19 protein-coding genes are annotated in these 23,042 nt (G+C 64.5%); 5 read left to right on the top strand and 14 right to left on the bottom strand.

Going from position 1 to position 23,042, the window contains the following annotated elements:
* Positions 1–32: 32 nt before the first annotated feature.
* From AAGA68_07755 to AAGA68_07745, 3 genes are all read right to left on the bottom strand, one after another.
* A complete protein-coding gene (locus AAGA68_07755) occupies positions 33–740 on the bottom strand; it encodes a hypothetical protein (protein ID MEM9384942.1) in 708 nt (235 codons plus the stop codon).
* Positions 741–1,020: 280 nt separating this feature from the next.
* Positions 1,021–1,197 carry a hypothetical protein gene (locus AAGA68_07750; GenBank protein MEM9384941.1) on the bottom strand — a complete coding sequence of 59 codons (177 nt, stop codon included), beginning with the start codon at positions 1,195–1,197 and terminating at the stop codon, positions 1,021–1,023.
* 267 nt (positions 1,198–1,464) lie between these two features.
* On the bottom strand, positions 1,465–2,004 hold the full coding sequence (locus AAGA68_07745; GenBank protein ID MEM9384940.1) for a peptide deformylase: 540 nt from the start codon (positions 2,002–2,004) through the stop codon (positions 1,465–1,467).
* Between the two features lie 248 nt (positions 2,005–2,252).
* On the opposite strand from AAGA68_07745, the gene AAGA68_07740 reads away from it, so the two are divergent.
* The gene (locus AAGA68_07740; protein MEM9384939.1) at positions 2,253–4,169 is read left to right on the top strand and encodes a toll/interleukin-1 receptor domain-containing protein; all 1,917 of its coding nucleotides are present in this window, start codon (positions 2,253–2,255) and stop codon (positions 4,167–4,169) included.
* 70 nt (positions 4,170–4,239) lie between these two features.
* Here the strand turns inward: AAGA68_07740 and AAGA68_07735 are convergent, their stop codons facing one another.
* The 4 genes from AAGA68_07735 to AAGA68_07720 form a co-directional block, all read right to left on the bottom strand.
* Positions 4,240–5,508, bottom strand: a complete 1,269-nt coding sequence (locus AAGA68_07735) for a glycerophosphodiester phosphodiesterase family protein (protein MEM9384938.1) — start codon at positions 5,506–5,508, stop codon at positions 4,240–4,242.
* A gap of 136 nt (positions 5,509–5,644) precedes the next feature.
* On the bottom strand, positions 5,645–6,913 hold the full coding sequence (locus AAGA68_07730) for a D-amino acid dehydrogenase (GenBank protein MEM9384937.1): 1,269 nt from the start codon (positions 6,911–6,913) through the stop codon (positions 5,645–5,647).
* Between the two features lie 119 nt (positions 6,914–7,032).
* The gene (locus AAGA68_07725; protein MEM9384936.1) at positions 7,033–9,015 is read right to left on the bottom strand and encodes a PQQ-binding-like beta-propeller repeat protein; all 1,983 of its coding nucleotides are present in this window, start codon (positions 9,013–9,015) and stop codon (positions 7,033–7,035) included.
* A 134-nt stretch (positions 9,016–9,149) separates the two neighbouring features.
* Positions 9,150–10,007: a LytTR family DNA-binding domain-containing protein gene (locus AAGA68_07720; protein ID MEM9384935.1), complete on the bottom strand. Its 858-nt coding sequence runs from the start codon at positions 10,005–10,007 to the stop codon at positions 9,150–9,152.
* A gap of 342 nt (positions 10,008–10,349) precedes the next feature.
* Here AAGA68_07720 and AAGA68_07715 point away from each other — a divergent pair, with 342 nt between their 5' ends.
* Entirely contained in the window at positions 10,350–11,246 is an 897-nt protein-coding gene (locus AAGA68_07715; GenBank protein MEM9384934.1) for a hypothetical protein, read from the top strand.
* Here AAGA68_07715 and AAGA68_07710 read toward each other — a convergent pair.
* The 6 genes from AAGA68_07710 to iadA form a co-directional block, all read right to left on the bottom strand.
* Positions 11,243–12,940: a Mur ligase family protein gene (locus tag AAGA68_07710; protein MEM9384933.1), complete on the bottom strand. Its 1,698-nt coding sequence runs from the start codon at positions 12,938–12,940 to the stop codon at positions 11,243–11,245. The two genes, AAGA68_07715 and AAGA68_07710, sit on opposite strands and share 4 nt — an antisense overlap.
* A gap of 65 nt (positions 12,941–13,005) precedes the next feature.
* Positions 13,006–15,807 (bottom strand): cyanophycin synthetase, encoded by a 2,802-nt coding sequence (cphA, locus tag AAGA68_07705; GenBank protein MEM9384932.1) that lies wholly within the window; start codon positions 15,805–15,807, stop codon positions 13,006–13,008.
* Between the two features lie 104 nt (positions 15,808–15,911).
* Positions 15,912–16,367 carry a prepilin-type N-terminal cleavage/methylation domain-containing protein gene (locus AAGA68_07700; GenBank protein ID MEM9384931.1) on the bottom strand — a complete coding sequence of 152 codons (456 nt, stop codon included), beginning with the start codon at positions 16,365–16,367 and terminating at the stop codon, positions 15,912–15,914.
* Positions 16,368–16,548: 181 nt separating this feature from the next.
* Positions 16,549–17,739 (bottom strand): diguanylate cyclase, encoded by a 1,191-nt coding sequence (locus AAGA68_07695; GenBank protein ID MEM9384930.1) that lies wholly within the window; start codon positions 17,737–17,739, stop codon positions 16,549–16,551.
* 199 nt (positions 17,740–17,938) lie between these two features.
* Entirely contained in the window at positions 17,939–18,760 is an 822-nt protein-coding gene (locus AAGA68_07690; GenBank protein MEM9384929.1) for a cyanophycinase, read from the bottom strand.
* Between the two features lie 21 nt (positions 18,761–18,781).
* Positions 18,782–19,987, bottom strand: coding sequence for a beta-aspartyl-peptidase (gene iadA, locus AAGA68_07685; GenBank protein ID MEM9384928.1), 1,206 nt, complete (start codon positions 19,985–19,987; stop codon positions 18,782–18,784).
* 152 nt (positions 19,988–20,139) lie between these two features.
* Here iadA and AAGA68_07680 point away from each other — a divergent pair, with 152 nt between their 5' ends.
* Genes AAGA68_07680 through AAGA68_07670 form a run of 3 tightly spaced genes read left to right on the top strand, consistent with a single transcriptional unit; the run spans position 20,140 to position 21,253 of the window.
* Positions 20,140–20,451: a metalloregulator ArsR/SmtB family transcription factor gene (locus AAGA68_07680; GenBank protein MEM9384927.1), complete on the top strand. Its 312-nt coding sequence runs from the start codon at positions 20,140–20,142 to the stop codon at positions 20,449–20,451.
* Positions 20,448–20,954: an SRPBCC domain-containing protein gene (locus AAGA68_07675; GenBank protein ID MEM9384926.1), complete on the top strand. Its 507-nt coding sequence runs from the start codon at positions 20,448–20,450 to the stop codon at positions 20,952–20,954. The genes AAGA68_07680 and AAGA68_07675 overlap by 4 nt, the downstream gene beginning before the upstream one ends.
* A complete protein-coding gene (locus AAGA68_07670; GenBank protein ID MEM9384925.1) occupies positions 20,951–21,253 on the top strand; it encodes a hypothetical protein in 303 nt (100 codons plus the stop codon). The genes AAGA68_07675 and AAGA68_07670 overlap by 4 nt, the downstream gene beginning before the upstream one ends.
* A 55-nt stretch (positions 21,254–21,308) precedes the next feature.
* On the opposite strand, the gene AAGA68_07665 is transcribed toward AAGA68_07670, so the two are convergent.
* Positions 21,309–22,928, bottom strand: coding sequence for a DUF3300 domain-containing protein (locus AAGA68_07665; protein ID MEM9384924.1), 1,620 nt, complete (start codon positions 22,926–22,928; stop codon positions 21,309–21,311).
* Between the last annotated feature and the right edge of the window lie 114 nt (positions 22,929–23,042).

Raw genomic sequence — 23,042 nt, 5'->3', positions numbered from 1 at the left:
CGTATCAAGATATCGCCGCCCGAGGGGTGCGTCTAGGCGGTCGCGGCCCGTCGGCGGCGCCCGATCGCGGCAGACGCGAGCAGCCCTGAGCCCAGCAGCCACAGTGCAGCCGGCACCGGCACGACGAACCCTTCCACAACGAACCGGGCGTTGCTGAGTCCACCGTTAAACCAGGTATTGTCAGCCACTATGCTGAAGAAGTACGACCCGACGCCGTCAGCGGTATCGGTGTTGGAAGAGGGCATGACCCCGTCTCCATCGGCCCCGAAGAAGGCGCCTCCACCGAATATCAGCGCGTAGTCCCCAGGGCCCAGCACCAAGGACAGGGGTGTCAGCAGGTCATCACTAGGGTCCGGTGCCGTAAACACGACACTAGCCACCACGTTCGCTTCAATCTGTGCGGGCTCGAAGGTGGGGAGCACATCGCTCATCTCCACGATCGCACCCCAGAGCGTCGCGCCTGACCGGCGGTCGATGTGGCCACCGACTGCGGTGATCTGAGAGGTACGCGAGAGAGAGAACCGCGACCCAAGGAATTGGTCGCTATCCAAGACGAAACCCGTATTCGAGCCAGTTTCCCCTAGGGTCGCCGACTCGTACAAGGTCGCCGCAGAGAGCGGAACGCAGCAGCTGCAAGCCGCCGCGATCACGCTGATGAAACGGCTGAAGCGCCTCGTGGAGTGCGCCGTGTTGTGAGCTGCAAGTTCCATCTGATCGTTACCCCGTGTTTGCGTCGTCATTGGTGCCTAATGTCCTGAGTTAGAAGTTCGTTGATTGAATTCGCGGCACCTTTTCGCCCCTGAACACGTTGCTCCTCCTCCCGGGACCTGCCACGCTCGTCCTCGCACCGCGCTCAGGGACAAAAACTCGCGTGCGAATTCATCAACGAACTTCCAACTCAGGACACTACTAGGCACCGCTGCACGTCCGAACACGACGTGGCCCTCCCCGGCCGCAGTGCGGTCGAGGCGCTGTAGAAGGCGCTTGTCGAGATCGCGAAGTCTGCGATGCCATCACCGTTCACATCGCCTTCGGAGCGAGCAGGGTGCCAGCCACGTTTTGCTCGTCCACGCGGTTGAGCACGAAGCCTTGGGAGCCGTCGCCACCGCCCGCTGGAAACAACTCGGCGAGCGAGAAGGTCCAGCATCGGCTGCGTTGGGCCGTACGCCACGTTGGCACGGCCAGCGTTCTCAGCACCGAAGGGATCTGCAAACGACGCCCCGATCAGCAGATCCTGCCACCCGTCCTGGTTGATGTCACCGGCACCAAGGGCCGAAGCGATCAATTGCCATTCCATTGGCATGCAACACCCCTCCATAGACAAAGCGAACTCAACGAGACCAACACTCACGATAGTCTACCTTAGTCCGAAACCCGCCTCGACACACCTCAACCGAAGCTACGCTACGACCTCGACTGACTGTCGCCGGCGCCGTGCACCTCCGATTCGCCGCCACGAGCGCCCTACGCTAGCGGGCAGAACTCGCCGCTCCAGTCTAGATTCTTAGGGGGCTGCGTACTGCGCAGGGCCAGCGCCCGATCATCTATTGCTCGCTGCGTAGCCAGCACCCCATCGAGGTGGTCCACCTCATGCTGGAGCAGCTTCGCAAAGTCACCAGTGAGCCATACGCGCTGCTCCTGCCATTTTGCATCGCGATAGGTGAGACGGCAGGCCCGTGGCATGCGTACACGTACCAGCAGGTTGGGAAAGCTCATACAGTCTTCCCAGTACTCCACCTCATTGGCATCGTGCTCATCGAGCACCGGGTTGAAGAAGGTGTGAGGCGCATCAGTGCCCACCCTCATCGCCACAATGCGCCATGGCACGCCAATCTGCGGCGCGGCAATCGCGCGACCCCAGCCGTGCTCGGCTTGGAAGGCGCGCATGGTGTCGTGCAGATCCTGCACCTGCGTGTTCAGGCGCTCTACATCGCCTTGCGTGAGAGGCTGGCACGGCTCGAACAGTCTAAGCGTGCCTAACTGAAGGATCGGCTGCACGGCCATTCGATCACAACCTCGTGAGAAGAGAGGGCCACGAAAGTCAAAACCACGCCAGCAAGCACCCGCAGCCTACGCGACCTTCGCCCCACGCTCGCGCCGAACTGGCAACTGCGATTCGAGGCGACACTACGCAGCATAGTCGCTCACCGGCACATCGAAGCGACGCCACCCACCGCGCGCCGAGTTCATGCAAACCTCGACAAGTGGCATAGTGTAGCGCAGCGCGCGAATGGGCCAACAGGGTTACCAAGGTGACGACGGACAAATCAGCGGCGTTGACACGCTCGCCATGGCAACGAGTTCGCGACTGGCTGTATGGTTACGACTTCTTCATCTCCTATCGCTGGTCCGACGGCAGCGAATACGCAAGCGCCCTTGCGCAAGCGCTCAGAGCCAAGCAGTTCGATTGCTGTCTGGACTCCGATGAGTACGCTGCTGGCCAGAATTGGACGCTCCTTGGCGATGCGGCGCTCAGAGCCACGTCGCGCTTGGTGGTGATCGCCACTGACGATGCACTGGAGGATCCCGACGGCCGAGAGAAGTACCAGGATCCAATCTACCGAGAGCTAGCGATATTTCGGCGCACGCAGCGAGAAGTCATCAGAATCCAGTCCTCATCGCTTGCACCAGAGAAGCTCGAAGCCTCACCGCTGAGGCGGTTCTTCCACGATGAGAATCTTCACATCGACGAGTCGCCGATCGCCCTCGAGGCCGGTGCTCCCTCCGAGGAAACTGTCGAGCGCCTAGCGCAAGCTGTAGGTTTGAATCGCCGAGACCGACGACGCCTGCGAGCCCTCCAAGCCACCGTGGCCGTACTGAGCACCCTTCTATTGGGGACGCTCCTGGGCGGGGCGGGCACTTGGCTAGCGCAACGAGAGTCCGCCCGTCTTGGTGAGGAGGCGCGCTCGGTGAGCGACCTCCTCACAGAGGTACTCGAATCGCCGAATCCCAGAGTAAGGGGCCAGGAAGTACGAGTCGTCGACGTCCTGGATGCGGCAGCTGAGCGAATCGGCCACAACGACACCGTATCGCCTTTGGTCGCCGCGCGAGTACGAGACACGTTGGGCTGGAGCTACGTCCAGCTAAATCAGCCCACCCGCGGACGTAAGCTCATCGAACAAGCCTGGTCTACGCGCAGCGAATTCCTAGGCGAAGACCATGAAGATACGGTTCAGTCCTTTTACAGACTGGCGATGGCTCAGTGGTACGAATCGGATCGTGGCGACCACTCGCAGCGCAGCTTGGAGGACATCAGCAAACTCCTCACGCAGGTGTTGGCAGCGCAGGTGCGTGTCCACGGCCCCTACAGTCCGATCACATCGCTGACACGGGTAGATCTAGGGTGGTTGTATTCCGAGGCGAAGCAGCTCGATAGGGCCGCTCCGTTGTTCAAGGACGCAATGAAGGCAATCGACGTCGCCGGTGATCAGCACACGACGGACCTCCAGGCGAAAATACTCACCAACTACTCGAATCTCCTGGGGCAGCAGGCGGCTACGGCCACGTCGCAGGAAGCCACCGATGCACTATTAGACGAAAGAGAAGTTGTTCTCTTGAGGGCATTGGAATTGAGATTGGGAGATGATCCCAATAGAGAAACCGCCGACGTCGGTGAATCACTCAACAATCTTGCGATTCACTACTCGGAGCGAGGTAAGCATGAACAGGCTATCGCCATGTCGGAGCGGGCCATCCTCATCGCGAACAAGTACTTCGGCGAAGGCCATGACGAAACCCTGAAGTGGCGAGCAAACTTAGCCCACGCAAGGTACGAGTCAGGCAACACGTCTGGCGCGATCGCAGACTACCGAGTGATTCTGTCGGCACTCGAACAAACAGGGAACGGTGGAGCACTTGCGCGGCGCATCCGTCGGGCCTACAGCGTGCTTCTGTTCATTTCCGGGCCGGAACGTGATCTTGCTGCCTCCGCATCGCTACTGAGGCAGAACATTGCCAACCTCCGCAGCCCCCAGGGTGGTGACTTGCCCGCCTACGAGGATGAACTACTAGAAGATCAGCGAAGGCTGATGAGCGTGCTGTGCCTTGCAAAGCAGCTCGACGAAGCAAGAGACCTGCTGCCGGCGTATGACAGATCCGAAGACCTCAACGAGAGAGAGTTCATCGAGTGGATATGTCGAGATCTCTTTGAATCGCAGGGTGCAGACTGATAGACAACGGGTCACGCCGGGCAGAGTTAGGGGCGCGCAAGGCACCCCTACGCTAGAGGAAGAGTTCGGATCAATCCTGCAGCTGCGGGATCGCCTTGCAGTTGGCATAGAAGGTGGTGGTCGCCGGCCAGTCGTCGAAGAGCCCGAAGATTCCGACCTGCTGTACCAGCACGTCCAGCGTGCGCAGAATGTCCCCATCGTTGCGCAGCGCATCCACCGTGGTGTTGTAGTAGAAAGCACCACCCGAAGGGACGATGTCTTCGTTCACGCGACCGGAACGCTCGATCGTCCAACCGATGAGCCCGAGGCCAGCCTCACGGGCACGGCGCGCATACTCCGAAGGCAGGATCTCGTCCGCATCAGCGTCTAGCGTTACCATCGCGGACATCGGTGGGGCGAGGATGTTAATGCCCTGCGCGACAAGATCCGCGAACTCGCTAAGCGGCGGCGGATTGTCGACCAGATCAACCGGATCACGACCCTCTAGGTACACGGCCTGCTCACCAAAGTCCGGCGCGTGCTGAACCCAGTACAACACGTCTGGTAGGTTGAAGGGCTGTACCCACACGTCCGCAGCCGGCACGTGGGCAGCGCGGTAGTCATCGATTACCTTTTGACGAATGACATCGTAAGGCAAAATCCCCTTCTCCTCATCGTAGGTCTTAAGCTCCGGCGCCATTTTGCGACCGAGGGACTGAAAGAGCTTGATGCTCTCGATGTGGGATAGGAGCGTAGCGCCTGTCGCGTAGAGATCTGTGCGGAAGTCCGCGGTGCCGCCCAGGTACTGCTCCGGCGTGATGGCGCGAGAGTCAGCGGCGTCCATCTTACCCACCAGCGATTTGTACTCTTGCAGGCTGATATCACTGGTGCAGCAGCGAGCGGATGCGGCCTCGATCAACTCACCGTTTGCGTCGAACTGGGCCGGCTGGAACGGGGCTTCACACTGGGCGGCGAGATCCGTGAGCAAAATGTTGGTGGTGGTGTGCAGGTCACACTCGGAGTGGCGGCACACCAGCTCGCCGTCGTTGGTGACAGCCACGTCGCACTCGAGAATGCCTGCCCCCATTCGGGCAGCCGCCAGGTAGGCTTCCTTCGTGTGCTCCGGGAACTGCAGCGGGGCGCCGCGGTGCCCGATGGAGAAATCGCTGGAGAAGTAGCGCGCGCGGCGCTGCGCACAGCGGACGAGCTCTTCCTTTAGGGGACCCTCTTCGAGTTGATCTAAGAGGTAGAACGGACGTGGCCCGAGCTGCGCAGTGCGCGGTAGCACCTCGTCAGCGTAGGTTGCGTAAGCGCCGAGGACGACGCACAGGGTGGTGAGTGCTAACAGAAGCGATCGCATCAGACAGGGCTCCCCAAGTGACCATTCGCGAATTGCGACCAGGAGTGTAGAAGCCAGAGAGCGACGCGCTGGTGAACCTTATGTGAAATTCATGAGACTGAATGCGGTCACTGCCGTGACAGGCGAGGGCATTCGCTTAGGCCAGCCGCACGGGCGCGTAGTCGGCGGCAGGCACTGCCGGTGGGCGCCCTAGCATCACGTCCGCCAACACGCGGGCCGATCCCGCCGCCAAGGTCCATCCCGCGTGCCCGTGGCCCGTGTTGAGGTACAAGCCATCGATGGCGCTGGCGCCGATCAGGGGCACGCCGTCCGGGCACATGGGGCGCAGGCCGGTCCAACCGTTTGGGTCTACGCCGTTCAATGCCGCCACGTAGTCTGGATAAAGCTGGCCGAGCAGGCGCTGCAGATTGGTGACGCGCGTAGGGGTGATACGGCGGTCGAAGCCGGTGAACTCCGCCGTGCCCGCCACGCGGATCCGATCCTCCCCCACGGGCACCACGGCCAGGTGCAGGAATGAGTCCGAGGCCGGCACGTTAGGCGCAGTGCCTGAATCGCCCCGCGGCAGGGTCAGGGAGTAGCCTTTGACAGGCCGCACGGGTAGCCTAATACCTAGCAAAGCCGCTAGAGGCGTGCTGTAACTTCCCGCCGCTAGCACCACCCGATCCGCGCGCACCTCTTCCCCGCCCTCGAGGCGCACGCCGCCCACCCGATCGCCCTCGCGAAGAAAGGCAGTGACGCTCTGCTCGAAGTAAAAGCGCACTCCTTGCTCCGCCAGGAAGCCATGCAGGCCTGCGCAAAAGGCGAAGGGATCGCCACTCTCATCGCCAGGCGCAAAGGTCGCGCCCACCAGACGATCGGCGACGGGTGCGAGCGCCGGGTCCATCGCCACGACCTGTTGCGGCTCGAGCACATCCGTGCCGAGACCGTGGCGACCCAGCTCGTCGTACCAGCGCAGGGCAGCCTCGAAGGTGGGCGACTCGCGGTACAGGGCGAGGGAGCCGCGCTGGTAATACGCGTACTCGACACCGGTCTGCTCACGCACCACGCGCATGCACTCGATGCTGTGCTGGGCCAGACGTACATTGCGCAGGGCGTTGGCGAGGTGGCGCTGGGGCGAGGAATTGCGCAGGAACCCGATACCCCAACCGACCAACGCGGGCAGTGCCTTCAGGCGCAGCAGTACCGCAGCATCCTCGCGACCGAGGTTGCGGAACAGCACCTTCAAGATGCCTGGCGAGTTCCACGGCTCCACCAGCGAGGGATGGAGCAATGAGCCGTTGGCGCGACTCGTCTCGCTGCCGGGCGCAGGACAGCGCTCGATCACGAGCACATCCTCGCCCGCCGCGTGGAGGGCTTGGGCCGTGGTCATACCGACCAGGCCCGCACCGATGATCAGTGTGGTCATACGCTCGCGGATCCGCCTGCTAGGTCGGCGCTATCCTCGCAGGTGCGTGACCTCCCGTGAAGCGCGACCGCTCCTTCGCGCCCATCCTCACTGCGCCACGCCCTGTGTGAACGATTTCATCAGCGCACCGTCGGTGCTTGCGGTACTTTCGGCAGGGCGAAGGCCAGCAGGTAGTCGCCCCGTCCTTCTCCGTTTGCTCCCGACCCTCCGGCGGCGACCACCACGTACTGGCGAGCGTTCCAGCGGTATGACATGGGCGTTGCGAAGGGCTGCGCTGGCACGAGCGACGCCCAGACTTGCTGCCCCGTGGCGGCCTCGAATGCGGCCAACGTGTGATTGTGAGGCGTGGCCAGAAACACGAGGCCACCGCCCACCGCGAGCGGGCCGCCGCCCGCGAAGTACCCCCAGCTTGCCGCCGGCGAGGCGGCATCGACGCCTGGCGCTTTGCTCACGGGCACCTCCCAGCGCACGGCGCCCGAGGCGGGGTCGAGGGCGACGAGCGTCGACCATGGTCCGCGCTGACAAGGGAGACCTGTCTCCCGGTCGTAAACGTCGTAGCGTGCCATACCGTAGGGCGTGCCTGCCTGCGCCGTGAACTGAGCGGGTATCCCGTTCAGCTCGCCCCGACGTGCGGCAGCGCGGAACTCTGCGCGGGGAATCAGTCGCACGACCGTCGGTACGCGATTGACGGCGACGAAAGCCAAGCGCTCATCGGGCATATAGGCCATAGATCCCCAGTTGGCACCGCCGAAGTTGCCAGGGTAGAGGAGCGTTGCCCGATCGATGCTCGGCGGCGTGAAGATGCCGTTGTACTGGACGCCGTCGAGCTGGCGATCGCAACGCTCTCGATGACCGTCGTCCGCCGCCCAGCGAACGAATTCATCAGGTTCCGTTGGATGCAAGCGGATCGCCGGGAAGGGTTGGGTCTTCGCCGCCTGCTCCCCTGGCACGGCCGATGCGGGCACGGGACGCTCGCGTACCTCGTGCAGCGCCCGCCCGGTCTCACGATCAAAGACGAAGACGAAGCCCATCTTGGTCGCCAGGACCACCGCAGCGACCGCTTCACCATCGCGTTCCACGTCAATCAGCATCGGCTGGGAGGCGAGGTCGTAGTCCCACAGGTCGTGATGGACGAGCTGGCGCGCCCACACTAGTTCACCGGTACTCGCGCGCAAGGCGACCAGGGAGTTGGCGTACTTGCCATCGCCGAGGCGCGCGCCTCCGTAGAAGTCCGGCGAGGGCGAGGTAGTAGGCAGGAACACCAGATCGCGGGCAGGGTCGGCGGCCATCGCCGACCACACGTTGGCCGCCCCGGTGTCACCGGCGGTGCCCGCGGCCCAGCTGCGCGCGCCCGGTGCGTCCTCGGCGCGCGGCAGAGGATCGAAGCCCCACCGTTGGCGGCCGTTGCGCACGTCGAAGGCGCGCACGGTGCCGCGGTCTAAGCGCACACCGCCGTTGTCTCCCACGGAGGAGCCCACTACGACGACATCGCCGACCACCGTCGGCGGCGTCGTCACCGAGTACTCACCGCGGCGGAAGTTCACGACACCTTGCGAGAGGTCTACTTGACCCTCGGTGCCGAAGTCCTGGCAACGCTGACCACTGTCGCCGTCCAGGGCGATCAAGCGGGCATCCAGAGTAGCGAGGAAAATGCGCGTGCTACACGCCGTGTCCGCCTGTGCTGGCGGCGCCGGGTCCATCCACCCGGTCACACCCCGCGAGGTATACATCTCCGAGTAGCGCACCCTGAAATCTACGCCAGGATCGTGCCGCCAAAGCACTTCTCCGGTGCCGGGATCCAGGGCCAAGACGCGGTTGAAGCCCGTGCTGACCACGAGCTTGCCGCCGACCAGGACAGGGGTCGCCTTGAAGTGCGACACCGGCTCCTCCCCTACGCCTGTGGCATCGCCCGTGCGCACGCGCCAGGCCTCCGTCAGGGCATGCGCGTTGGTGGGCGTGATCTGCGAGGCCTCCGTGAAGCGTGTGCCCGCAGCGCTGCCGCCATACTGGGGCCAGGGCGAAGGCGCGGGCTCGCCCGCTTGCGCGCCTGCCGAGATCGCTAGCAACACGAGCAGCAGGGCCGGCCGAGAAAGGTCGTTCATGGGGGCATCCCGATTGCTTACCGAGCGCTCGACGATAGGCCCCGGCAGCGAGGCTCACCCACCTTTGTGACGAGCACCACAGCGAATGACACGGAGGGATGAGGGGATCAGCGGCGCTCTACTAAATCAATGCCTTACGCAGCTGCCAGGGCCTCACGCAGGTGCGGCAACAGGCGGCGACTGACAGCGATGCGCTCTCCCGAGCGCAGTGCCAGGACGCCTCCACCCCCAGTTTCACTCTGCCAATCGGCCACCTGGGTGAGGTTCACGATCGCCGAGCGGTGCACTCGAAGGAACGCCGTTCCCTCGAGACGCGACTCGAGTGCCTTGAGGGTGGAACGCATCATGAACTTCCCCGCTTGCGTGTGCAGGATGACGTAGTTACCCGCTGCCTCGATCCAATGCACATCGCCATGGGCGAGCTGCGCATCGCGCCCGCGGCGCGTGACGCGGAAGACGGCTTGTGACGAGCCCTCACCTGACCCGCGCGGGGGTACGTAGTTCGCCTCGCCCTCGGCCCGCTCCCGGAACACACGGTATGCGTTGACGATGAACACGATGCTGCCATAGGTCATGAGGTCCTTGCGCCACTCGTAGAGCAACTCGAGCGCGAGCTGACCGCCGCCGAAATCGTAGAAGCTCCCCGCCGCGACGTAAGCGACCTTGCGCAGCCCCACCATAAGGGCGACGTGAAGTAATGAGAAGGGGATGGTGGCAAGCAGGTGCACGGCCAGGGGGGGCTGCCACCGCTCGGCTGTGAAAGGGTAGCGGCGCTCAAGCAAAAGCACCGCCGGCAGCAACGCTAAGGTACTGAGGCCACTCGAGAACTCCCAGACGAAGGGCTCCCACACGCCGACCTCACGGGCGATGCGGTGAAATTCGATCAGCACCGAGGTGGCGCCCACCGCATTCGAGAGCGCGAGATACGCGAACCAAAGCCCGGCTTCACGCCGGTGCCGATACGCGGCTTGTATCAGGGTGTTGAGCGGCACGATACCTCGCCCATCAAAGTCTATTGATCCAACAGGCGTTAGGATCGGCGGCCCCGCGTGTAAACGCAATGCACGACACGATCCAGCCACGCTCATCGCCTTGACAAGCACCAAGAGAATTCGTAAGGTCCGGCGCCTCGTTCCACCTGACGCCTGGAGGGCGCCATGTTTGATCTTCAGCTTTGTAGCAGGGCATTCCCTTGATTGCCCCTGCGGACATTACCAAACGCTAGCTAAGCGGCTGCCAGGCCATTGGTGCGCAAGCGCCTCGCTAACACCCGGCAGTTGCCGGGTTTTTTGTGCCCGTTTTTTGTCGACGGCCCCAACAGCGAAGGCACTCTCATGCACCTCGATACGGCGAAGGAGATCATCGCGTGCCTGCCTAGCGATCGCACGCTCTTTCACTACTACCCCCAGCGCTACGCATTGGTGCTGCTATCGCATTTGATCGGCGAGCGAACACCAGTGAACGCCCTGCGCAAGCGCGCTTACCGCAAGCTGCTGGAGCAACCGGCGGTAAAGGCAGCGATGGCAATGCGCGGAGACGGCCACGTGGACCCCGACACGTTCCGCGCCTACTGGCCCGCTGCGCGTCCGCGCGGCTTCGTGTTGACCCTCAGCACCTGGGGCGAGCGGGGACGCCACGCGTGGTACCAAACCTCTCGCGGCGGCCACAACCTCGTCCTGCAGCTGAACATCAACGCGGGTGACATGGCGTGCCTAAGGCGCTTCACGGAAGATCCCACCTGGTTCAACTGCTGGGGCCATCCCTCGCGGCGGCCCGACCAACCCCACTACCGGGAGACCCTCGCCTGGGCTCGCCTGGATCTGGACTTCCACACCAACGAGGCCCTGATCGAGGAGGTGCAGAGCGACTTCGTGCGCGACTTGCAGTGGTACGTGAGCAAGCGCGAAGCGCCCGCGCCAGCCTTGGTTACGCTGCTGCAGGAGCTGCGTGGCCTGTGGCAGGAGGCGATCCTGACGGCGACGATAGAGTTTGTCTGGCGAGAGCTGGGTATCGATCACGTGTACTACCATGAGTTCGAGACCGGCAACCGCCTGAAGGCCCTGCGCTACGGCAAACCTCCTCGCTCGCTCTACGAGCGGCTGCCGCGACGCTTCTGCATGACGCTGACGAATGAGGCGCCACAGATGCTCCGCAAGCATCGCCAGTGCGCTCGTCGTCTACGCGGCCTGAGCGAGCCCAAGTTCTTCCAGCTCTCACGAGCGGCAGCCTAGGCGTCTGGGGCGGCGCGGCTGCGCAACTCTTCCAACAGAGCGGCCTGTTCGCCCAGCCCGAGCATGATCACCAGATCACCGGGCTGGGCCCAAGCCAGCGCGTCGCGCAGGGACGCCACTTCCGTTTGGTGGTAGGCAAGCTGCTCCGCGCTCGCGCCCGCCTCGCGAAGCGCCCTACGAATGATCTCGTTCACCTCGCCCGGCTCTCGCCCCCGGCGGTAGTCGGGCAGCTCGGACACCACCACGCGCTCTAGGCCGATACGCCACGCGGCACGGGCCAAGGCGCAAATGTCCTGGTCGGGACGGTCACCGGCCTGGCAGAAGCACAGGGCGCGGCGCTTCGCCGTGCGCGCCTGGGCGATGTCGAAGATCGCCTGCATCGCATCCACGTTGTGAGCGAAGTCGAGGAGCACTTCCACACCGTCATCCACCGTGAACAGGTTACAGCGACCAGGATTGCGCTCGGCGGTGAATTGGCGCAGCCCCGCCTCTACGGCGAGCGTGTCGAGCCCCAAGGCCTTGCCCATGGCGATGGCAGCCAAGGCGTTCGCTACGTTGTGCCGTGCGGCGCCGCCGAGGGTGATGGGCACGTCGTCCACATCGATAATCTCGCTGATCGCCTCGCCCTGCGCAAAGCACAGGGTCTTGCCGTCACGCGCGTAGGCCGCGCTGCCGCCTGCAGCGAGGTGCTTGTGGATGAAGGGCGTGTCGGCAAAAAGCGTGAACCAGGTGATCGGCGCGGCGAGCGGGTGCGAGGTCGCGCGGACCAGCAAACGGGCATCGTCGGCATTCAACACCGCGCGCCCACGCGCATCGAGCGCATGGGTCACCACCCACTTCACCGCGAGCAACTCCTCCACGCTGCGCGAGCCGAAATCGCCGAGATGGTCCTCGCCGATGTTCGTGATCAGGGCTGCATCGGCCCGCTCTACGCCTAGGCCTCGCCGTAGCAAGCCTCCGCGCGCCGTCTCCAGCACGGCCACGTCCACTTCGCGGTGACGCGCGACGGCGCGCGCGCCGCCAGGGCCTGCGTAGTCACCGCGATCGAGGATTTCATCGTCGACGCCGATCCAATCGGTGGAGCTCAGCCCTGCCTTGAGTCCGGCGGCTCGGATCATCTGCGTCAACAGTCGGACGGTGGTGGTCTTGCCGTTGGTGCCCGTCACCAGTCCTACGGGAATGTCGAAGGTGTCCTCGGGAAGCTGCGAAGGAAGATCGCCGACGGGCCACGTGTGAGAGCCTCGGCCGATCCCTGTTGAGGCCTCGTCGTCATCGCAAAAGAACGCCACGGCGCGCTCGCGCGCCGCATCGCGCAAGGCGAGCAGTGGCGGATTGCGCTCCTCCTCGATGGCCCTGCGCAGGCGAGTCACCGCGCCGTCGGTGGCCTCCTCCACCGCCTCGCCGCCGAAGCGCTCCACGAGGAGGGCGACGGAGTACTCGATCAGGTCCACGGCGGCGTACAACGCGTCGATCGGTGCGGAGACCGCGAGGCACAGGCCCCCGATCACCTCGCGGGTGGTCGCCTGCTCATCGGCCCACCCCACCGAGGCCAGCACCTCTCGGGCGATGGCCATCCAGGCCCCGGCGATCGCCTCGCCATCATCGGCCTCAGCCAGCCCGAGGTTGGCGGTGGCACCGGGGTGATCCCAGAGCAGGCTCTTGCCCGTCAGCCGTCGCGCGTCGAGCAGTTCCATGGCGGCTCAGCCTCGTCGCCGACAGCGGGCGAGGCCGCCTTGCGCGATTGCACGAGCACGCCGCACTAGTCGCCGTCCTCGTCGTACACGGCGGCCAGGCGCACCCCCCGCTCGTCGCGGATCACCTCCACCTCCGCATCCATCTCGAAGCCGCGCAAGCTCGGCAAGGGGCGACGGGCAGGCTCGACCGAGGCTGGCTTGCTCGCCTCGCGCTTGGCCGCACTATCGAAGTAAATGATCTGCTTCCAGCAACGCTTGATGTTGTCACCTAGCACCAGCACAAGGTCACCGGCACTGGCGACACTCATCCCGCGCTGGGTCGCCTCCTGCTCGTCGGGCACAACCTCTATCGCATCCTCGGGCACGCCTTCCTCAATGAGCGTCGCCTTCAGGATCTTAGGCACCTCGCCTGGCTCACGGCCGCGCGGGTTGTCGTCCGACTTGCAGATGTAATGATGGAAGCCCTTGGCGGCCGCACGCGCGATGTTGACGATGTCCTCCTCGCGCCGATCACCGGGCGCGGCCAGCACCAAGATGCGCTTACCGCTCACATCGAGCAGCTGCACCAAATCGCAGATAGCGCCGACCGCCGCCTCATTGTGGGCGTAGTCGAGAATGACCTTGAACTCGTGCTCATCAAACACGTTCATGCGTCCCGGCGCTTGGAAGAAGGAGGACCCAAAGGTACGCAGACCCTGGCGAATATCGTCCAGCGCCACGTTCATGTTGTAAGCCATGGCGGCAGCGAACATCGCGTTTTGCACATTGTGCATCGCCCGCCCTTCCATCGTCGCCGGAATCAGGTGCGTCCACAGGAGCGGGATGTGATTTTCCTGATCGTAGAGGGTAATCATGTGACCATTGATACCCTCCTCCAGAGCGACCGCCTGGCCTCCAGCACGGATATGTTCCTTCACCAAGGGGTGCTGAGGGTTCATCGTGGCGTAGCAGATGCGCTTCGCTTCCGTATGGTCCGCCATGGCGAGACAGTTTGGATCGTCTGCGTTCAGCACCACTGCATCGCGGGCCACCTCGATCGGGATGCGCTTAATCTCGGCCAGCTGCTCGATCGTATCGATGCCTTTCAGGCCTAGGTGATCGCCAGAAACATTCAAGCAGCAGGAGACGTTGCACTCGCTGTAGCCCATACCGCCGCGCAGAAGCCCGCCGCGCGCGGTCTCCATCACGGCGACGTCGATCGTGGGGTCGCGCAGCACCATCTGGGCGGACACCGGACCGGTCATGTCGCCGGTCACGCTGAGCTGGCCGTTGATGTACACACCATCTGTGGAGGTCATCCCCACCGTATGGCCAGCGAACTTAAGCACGTGGGCGAGCATGCGCGAGGTGGTGGTCTTGCCGTTGGTGCCGGTGACCGAGGCGATCGGGATTCGCGCCGGTGTACCCGGCGGGAACAGCATATCGATGACCGGACCCGCCACATCACGCGCCTTGCCCTCACTGGGCGCCACGTGCATGCGGAAGCCAGGCCCGGCGTTGACCTCGCAGATAGCACCGCCAACCTCACGATAGGATTGGGTGATGTCTGTGGTGAGGAAGTCCACGCCGCCCACGTCCAAGCCGATCGCAAGGATGGTCTTGATCGCCATCTCACGATTGTCCGGGTGGATCACGTCCGTCACGTCGATGGCCGTGCCGCCCGTAGAGAGGTTAGCGGTGGTACGCAGGTATACGGTCTCGCCGGCGGGTGGCACCGTATCCGCCGTATAGCCGAGCTCCTTAAGGAGTCGCTCCGCCTGGTGATCGAACTCCAGGCGCGTGAGCACTTTTTCATGCCCGACACCGCGGCGCGGGTCTTCATTGACAATATCAACGAGCTGCCGGATCGTATGCTCGCCATCGCCCACCACGTGGCCAGGCACGCGCTTGGCCGCGGCCACGAGCTCTCCGTTTACCACCAGCAGACGATGGTCGAGGCCTTGGATGAAGCTCTCCACCAGAATGGAGCGACCGTGTTCGGCGGCCTTCTCAAAGGCCACCTCAACGTCTTCGGGGGTGAACAGGTTGGTGGTGACGCCGCGGCCATGGTTGGCGGAGAGCGGTTTGACCACCACCGGGTAGCCGATGCGCTCCGCGGCGCGTACGGCTCGGGCGGCAGACTGCACCGTGAACTGCTGCGGGACCGGCAAACCGAGATCGCGCAGGATGGCGTTGGTCTCCTCCTTGTCCGAGGCTAGCTCTACGGCGATGTTGCTGGTTCGGCCCGTACAGGTGGCCTGAATGCGTTCCTGGTAGCGACCGTGGCCAAATTGCACGAGGCTGTAGCGATTGAGGCGAATCCAAGGGATACCGCGCGCCTCCGCAGCCTCCACCAGGGACGCCGTCGACGGCCCCAAGGCGCGGCGCTGGGCGAAGCGAATGAAGTCGTCGCGCTCCTCATCGAAGTTCCAGTCCTCGCCAGGCGCGTCGCTCGGCTTAAGTTGCGCCGGTAGCAAGTAGTGCAACAGCTTCAGGGCCAGGCGACTGGACTCCCTGCCCACGTCGCGATCCTTGTACTGGAACACCATGGTGTAGTGGCCTGGCGTGTCGGGCACGGAGCGGGTGCGACCGTAGGTCACCGATTGCCCCGCCACGGACTGCAGCTCCAACGCGACGTGCTCCATCACGTGGCCGAGCCAGGTGCCCTCGTCCTCGCGCAGGCGGCGCACGAAACCGCCCGGCTCACGGTAGGAGCACCCGTGCTCGTCAAGGCCCGGCAGAGCTTTCAACAGTCCGTCTACGAAGGCGGGGCCGAGGCGTCCCGTGGGCCACTCCTCGAGCTCGCCCAGGTCGAGCACGTGGCGAATCACCGGGAAGTGGGCGTACTGGTTCGGGCCGACGTAGACGTTGGTGGAGAGAATCCGCATGGGTACCTTCCGTTGGTGGGCCGGGACTTCGAGCTCACCATGATAGGCGCGGGGGCCGGCGCGGATGCAAGGGGCCGCTTAGGGTCGGCCAAGGGGTGTGGGGCCTAGAAGACGACGCTGCGGCATTCGGCCGGCACGAACTTGATGTTCTGCTCCGAGGTATTGCCGTCCTGGCCGCACTGCCAGCGCATGGCGCTGCCGGAGGGCACCGGTTGCAGGCCCAGCTCGAGCTGCCCGCCGATGCCTAGGGCGGCCTCGTCGAACTCGATCTCGATGCGCTGGTCCGGGTGCCAATCGATGGACTCGATGTAGGGGCTCTCACTCTCGGCGCGCAGGCCAGCGCCCTCGTTGTCACCGCCTGGGGGCAGCTCGGCGAACACCGAGTAGTACTCACCGATCACGTTCTTCGCCGAAGCCGCGGCGAGCACGCCGTCCGTGACCTTGGCGCGCACGGCGTAGTCCAGGTAGGCGGGAATCGCGATGGACGCGAGGATGCCGACGATCGCCACGACGATCATCAGCTCCAACAAGGTGAATCCATTTTCCAGTGTGGAGCGCATCGGACGAACGGTAGCACCCGGACAGGCGGGGCCACACTAGTCGTTCCAGCGATTTGCGGAGGTGGAATCTCCAAAGTGTGAAGCGCGTCACAAGTTCGCTCCCCGGCGCCCGGACTGCGGCGATCGCGCTGCCCTCGTTTCGCCTATGCGATCGAAGGCCGAGAGGGCCTAGCCTCCACCACTAGGCGCTCGCCGCGGGCCGCTCCTCGGAGGACTCGCCGGACACGGTTGGAATGAGCATTGTCTGGTTGCGACCGGCTTGCTTGGCGCGGTAGAGCGCCTGGTCGGCGAGCTCCAGCAACATCGACATGGAGGCGTGCTCATCGCGAGGGGCTGCGGTGGCCGCGCCAACGCTCATCGTCACATGGGGGCTCAAGGGCGAGGCAGGGTGGGTGAGTTTTTCGGCTTCTAGGCCCTGTCGAATGCGCTCCGCGACGGTCTTCAGGTGCGCATCGCTCTGTACTTCGCGCAGTAAGACGACGAACTCCTCGCCGCCCAGGCGCGCGGGCACGCCCTCCCCTCGCCGATACAGCTCCTGGAGCACCTTCGCGACCTGCTGTAGGCAGTCATCACCCGCCTGGTGTCCGAGCGTGTCGTTGTAGGCCTTGAAGTAGTCGACGTCGCCGATGAGCACGCCCACCCGACGATCCCGCCGCTCGGCGGCGATCCAGGCCGACTCCAGCTCATCTTCCAGGCGCCGGCGATTGAACAGACCGGTCAGCGGGTCCCGCTCGGCCAGCCGACGCAGCTCGTTGGCCAATTCCTCGTTGCGCAGGCGCGAGCGCACAGCGTCCACGAGCGTGGTATTGACCACCCGAGAACACATAAAGATGAAGCCGAAGAACACCGTCCATAGGGCGAGGGGACCGGCCCATTGGCCAGATGCGATGTCCACCGTGCTGAGGGTGGCGAAGGCGAATGGCGCTACGAAGGCAGCAAACATGCTGCGCCATGCGGCCATCGATCCCAGGGAGGCACCGGCCATTCCCGTCACCGACAGCACCGCGTAGATGTGCATCGAGGCGTCGTCCAAGGTTAAGGCGCCGTGGATCAAGGGCATCCAGGCGATGCCGTGCAGGGCCACGCACCCAGTGAACAGCCAGCGAAAGGTCGTGGGGGCGAAGCGATCCGGCGAGTGCAGGTACAGCCCGTAGACTGCGAACCGAGCGACGAAGGCCGCGGCGAAGAGCGCCCCCCAGACCGTCAGCATCGCGCCCGGTAGGGCCTCGCGATACAGGTACAGATCGATCAGAAACACCAGCAGGGCACCCACGCTGGCCGTGGGCGTGTGCTTGAACATGATCTGCAGAAGCCGACGCTCGAGCTCCTCGGCGGCGGGGATCGCGTTGTATTCGTCAGCCGTAGCCGTCATGACCCGGTATCACGGTTGCAGCGGTCGATTCTCTCACCGTACGCGAGCCCAGGGCCCACACCCGGGCGCATGACTCGTTTCCGCAAGTGAGCGCGCCGCCGATGCCGGTAACCGCGAACTGGTGCACGGTTCGCCGGGGCGGACCTAACCGGCGCCGCGGCCCCGGCCACCATCGCCAGCCAGGGTGGCCGACGGGGAGCTACTCCGGATGCGCCTCGCGCGTCGAGATGTCGAAGCGTCCCCCGTGCACGAGGATATGCAAGCGCACGTTGATCAGGCTCACGGGCTCGCCACGGCGCGCACTGTCCATGGAGGAGTGGCTGAGCTCGGTAGGGTCGACGATGGTGATGCCACCGCTACCGACCACCTCCAGCGAGTCGCCGGGGCGAATGAACGCGGCCGTGTCCTCATCGAGACCGATGCCAACCACGAAGGGGTTGTAGGCCAGCGCCGTGAGCAGGCGTCCCAGGCGATCCCGCTGACGGAAGTGCTGATCGATCATGAAGGCGTTGGTAAGGCCAAGGCCCGGTGCCAGAGTGACCATATCCGGCATGGGCGTCGAGCCTTCGTAGCCGCCGGCGATCATGTGCTCAGGCATGAAGGCAGCCCCTGCCGAGGTGCCGGCCACGTGCATGCCTTCAGCGTTGCGGCGGCGGATGAGCCGTGCCACCTCCGTGCCACCTAGCGTGGTTGACAGGCGAAGCTGGTTGCCACCGGTCATGAACACACCGTCGGCGCGCTCGATGTACTCGAGATCGGCACCATCGGTGCACTCTGCGCGGGTCTCGAACTTGAGCACCTGCGCGTGGGGAATACCTAATCGTCGAAATAGCTTCTCGTAGTTGCGGCCCGTATCCTCGAGCTCCGAGGCCGTGGGGATGATCGCGATGCGCGCGTTGCCGCCGCCACACTCCTCCACGAAGCGATCCAGGATCTTCGGGTCCTGCAGCTTCTCCTCCGCGCCGCCGATAGGGATGATCAGACCGCGTTCGGTGTTCTCTACGCTCTTCGCCGGGGGCATCGGTGTCTGAGATCCTCGTTGCTATCGCTGTTCGAAGGGGCCGCGGACGAGCTGCTCGCCGTGGCGGCGGTGCCAGGCGCCACCCAGCATCACCGAGTCAATATCGTACTGCGCATCCAGCACCACCAGGTCCGCATCGGCGCCCTCGGCGATCACCCCCTTGCCTGGGAGGCGCAGCAGGCGGGCTGGGTTGGCCGTAAAGGCGGCCACCGTGCGCTGTAGGTCGGCGCCGTGCTGGAGCAGGGCCTTCAGCGTCCCCGCCAAGGTCGCGGGTGTGCCGATGTCCATGTGGGTCAGCACGCCGTCGGCATCGAACTGGGGCAGGCAGCCGCCGCCATCGGAGCTGATGGTGATGCGGTCGGCCGGCGCGGCGCTGGCCAGATAGCGTTGCATCGCCTCCACGGCGCCGTAGCCGGCGTCGCCATCGGCAAGTTCATAGGCCGTGATGTCGACGTAGCAGCCGCTTCGCGCGAGTATTAGCGCCTCTTCAAACAAGGCCACCTGGCGATTGATGTGCGTGGGGTTGAAAACGCGAGGTGGCAACTCGCTCAGGGCGAGCGCCTCACGCACCATGGACAGGCCACGCGGGCCGTCCCCAAGATGGAGGTGACAGATGCCGGCCTTGCCCGTGATGAGACCGGCCACGTGGCAGTCGCTCGCAACGCGCAGCAGCTCCTCCAAGGTCGGCTGGCTCGAGCGGTGGTCGCTCAGGGCGAGTTCGCCCACGCCCAAGATCGGATCGACGTTGACGATGTCCCCACGCACGCTGCCCGTGAGCGTGACCGGAGGCACATGATAGCCGCCCGTGTAACACCAGGCGCCGAGACCGAGCTCGCGCAAACCGTAAGCAGACGCCACCAGGGACTGGGTGTCGCGGGTGGTATCGTCCGTGCCGAGTAGACCAACGGCGGAGGTTACGCCCGCGGAGGTGTAGTGGCTCAAGGCCACCGGCGGTACGCGGCTGGCGAACCCGGACTCGCCACCACCGCCGGTCATATGCGTATGACCATCGATGAGGCCCGGCAGGGTGAGGGCGCCGTCCAGATCCACCACGTCCACTTCGAGCGCATCGTCCAGCCGCGGCGTATGGGTGCCGAACCACAACACCTTGCCACCGCCGATCAGCAGCGTGCTCACAGCGTCGGAAGGCGGCGCCGTCGCGAGACGGGCATTGAGCAGTAGGGTTAGCACAGGGCAGCTGCGAGTGCGATGGATAAAGGGCGCCATGGTATCACCGCAGCTCGCTGTTTCGCCTTGGCGAGCAGCACCTCGCGGCGCGGGTGACAGCACCGGATCGGGCCGCGCTCGCGGCACATGTTTCGAGTGGTTCGCCCGTGGCCTATTGACCTATAGCCAACCGGTTATATATTCTTCGCGACATGGACACCGTGTTTCGCGCCGTCTCCGACCCCAACCGCCGCGCCATCCTCGACCTTCTGAGCGAGGGCGAGCGGACCGTCAACGATCTGCTCGCGCACTTTTGCTTCACTCAACCCGCCCTCTCAAAGCACCTCAAGGTGCTGCGCGACGCCGGGTTAGTCGCCGCACGCTCGGCGGGGCGACAGCGACACTACTCGCTGCAAGCCGAAGGGCTTCGATCGGTGGCGGATTGGGTCGCACACTACGAACGCTTTTGGAACGAGCGACTGGATGCACTTGGCGCGGTGCTGGACGAGGAAGCCTCGTCGTGAGCACAGGAGGCGTCTGCCGCGTCGATCGCTTCTACCCCCATCCGCCTGAGGCCGTCTGGCGTGCCCTGACCACGCCGGAGCTCCTCGCGCGCTGGCTGATGCCTAACGACTTTGCGCCAGTGGTGGGACATCGCTTCACCTTTCGCACGGAACCCGGGCCGGGCTTCGATGGCGTGGTGCATTGCGAAGTGCTGGAACTCGAAGCGCCCAACACCCTGGCCTTCTCATGGCACGGCGGCCCCCTCGACACTCACGTGCGCTTCAGGCTCGCGCCGGAAGGCGACGGCACACGTCTGCACATGGAGCATTCAGGATTCCGCGGCCTCAAGGCGCGCCTGGTGCAACGGATCCTGCAGATCGGCAATCGCACGCTCTACGGCAAACGACTGCCCGCCCTACTCGACGACACGACCGGCCACACGCCGGACGATCAGGCTTGCATGGAGAGCGAACAAGGCCTTTGGGTCCGCATCCTGCGCCTATTCTCAAGGAGACGACGATGAGTGAAACCAAAGCCGAGCGCTTCATGACCATGCACCCCCAAGGCAAGAAGGGGGTGAACATCGAGAAAGCCAAGTACGATGGCATGCGTGCGGCGTTGCTGCGCGTAATCCCTAAGGACGACGAAGGCATCCCCTTTGGTGATCTCAAGGCGTTGATAGAACCCCACCTTGATCACGAAGTGTTTACCGCGGAGGTATCACGTGGCTGGTACGTCACCTCGGTGAAGCAAGACCTAGAAGCGCGCGGAGAGATCGTGCAGGTGCCGCGGTCGCGACCGCAACGCCTGCGTCGTCCCTAAACCTGGGCGGGAAGTCCCGCCGGGTGGGCATGATCCCGGCGGGCAGTGGCCCTCGCTACTGGCGTTGCTTGTGCTTCGACTGAGCGCTGGTCGATCGCTTGGGCTGAGCACGACTACTGCTACTGGACGAGCGAGGCTTTGATCGCGACGCGGACCGACTCGAGGACGACGCCTTCGGCTTCGATCGCGAGGAAGAAGCACTGGCGCTTCGGCTAGAGGAGTTGCTACGACTCGACGACGCGCCACGACTCGACGACGCGCTACGACTCGACGACGCGCTACGACTAGAAGTCGACCGCGCCTCCTCCCGCGTCGAGCGCTGCGGCCGCGCATCACGCTCCACGGCGATCGACCGCAGCCAGGTTAGCTCACGAGCGCTCGTCGGGGCGCGCTGCGGCTTCGCATCGCGTTGTGCCACCGACTGCTGCGGCCGCACCTCACGTGGCGTGCGCGCGGTCTGTGGCTTCGACTCACGCCTGCTCGTTGTCGTCGACGCACGCACAGCTCGTGCCGTTGTCGTCGACGCAGTCCTCGGCACCGTGCGCAGCGCTGCATCCGGGTCGCGCTCACTGCGCACGCTGAAGCGCTCCACACCGCCATCGCGCGCACCGCTGTTGTAGCGACGCGTATTGGCGGTGCGTGACGGTGCAGGCGAGATCGCCCGCGACGGCGGCGGTACCGCATCGCGCACATCACGCCCGCGATCGCGCCCCCGCGGCCGATCCCCGTACCGGGGTCCCGGCCGCCAACGGTTGGCACCGGGATCCACGATCACCGGCTGCACCACTACCGGTGACGCCACGATCGGCGAGCGGTAGAAGGGCGAGGCGTAGCGAGAGCCGTAGAAGGGGTGGGTTAGGTGCCAGCGATCATGAACGAACAGGCTGGACGCCCCCCAGCCGATGCTGAACCAGCTCGTTACGCCCCAAAAGCGCGACGATGAGAAGCGATAGCTTGCCGGATAGGGGTAGTAGTAGATCGGGCACGGGCGCGGGTAGTAACGAAACACTCGCTGCGGTTGGCGCTGGTAGAGCACCACTTGGTCCGGTTCGTAGTCCGGCACGTAGAGCACCTCATCATCCACAGGCTCCACAGTGATGATGTCATCCTCTACGTTGACCAGCTGATACTGATCCGAACGCAGGTTGCCCGCGTCGTAGGCGCGCAGGCGGAACTGCTCCACAGCGGCGAGGACGTCCTCGCGTTGGTGGACCACCGCATCACCGAGGCGCCAAGTAGCGTTGAGATCCCTGTCCATCAGATCGAGGACGTCGGGGTAGTTCAACAGGGCCACGATGGCATCGTCCCAGTGCTCAGGAACATCGCCTTGGACGCCCGCATCTAGATCCTGCAGGTAGCGCTTGGCCTCTACCAATTGAAGTGGATAGGTAGATGCAGGGAGCACGATGGCGAGCAGATCGTCCGGGTACAGGGCGTAGGGGCCGATCAGCGATTCCAACTCGGTCAAGGAGTAGCCGCGGGCGGGCGGATCGTGGGCATCCTGGCGCTGTGATGGCGCGCGCGCGTCAGCGTCCACCCACACGGTGCCCAGCTCGTCGGCGTAGGTCGACGGCGGATGATCGACGATCACCTCCTGGGCGAGAACGGGGCTGAGGGCCGTAAGGGCTCCCAACAGCATGGCGCTCGCCTCATGTAGTCGTTGAGGTTTCTGCATTTGCCCTCCCTTGCGGGGCAATTGGGATAGCTTGGGGGTCAGGATAGCGGTGTATTTCTGAACAGCGCCTGAACTGCCCTTCGAGCGGTCGAAAGTGTCCCCACAAGGGCTGCA

The sequence above is a fragment of the Pseudomonadota bacterium genome (genome assembly GCA_039193195.1).
Lineage (GTDB): Bacteria > Pseudomonadota > Gammaproteobacteria > Steroidobacterales > JBCBZW01 > JBCBZW01.
The sequence above is the reverse complement of the archived record's forward strand: the minus strand, read 5'-3'. Positions and strand labels throughout refer to the sequence as shown.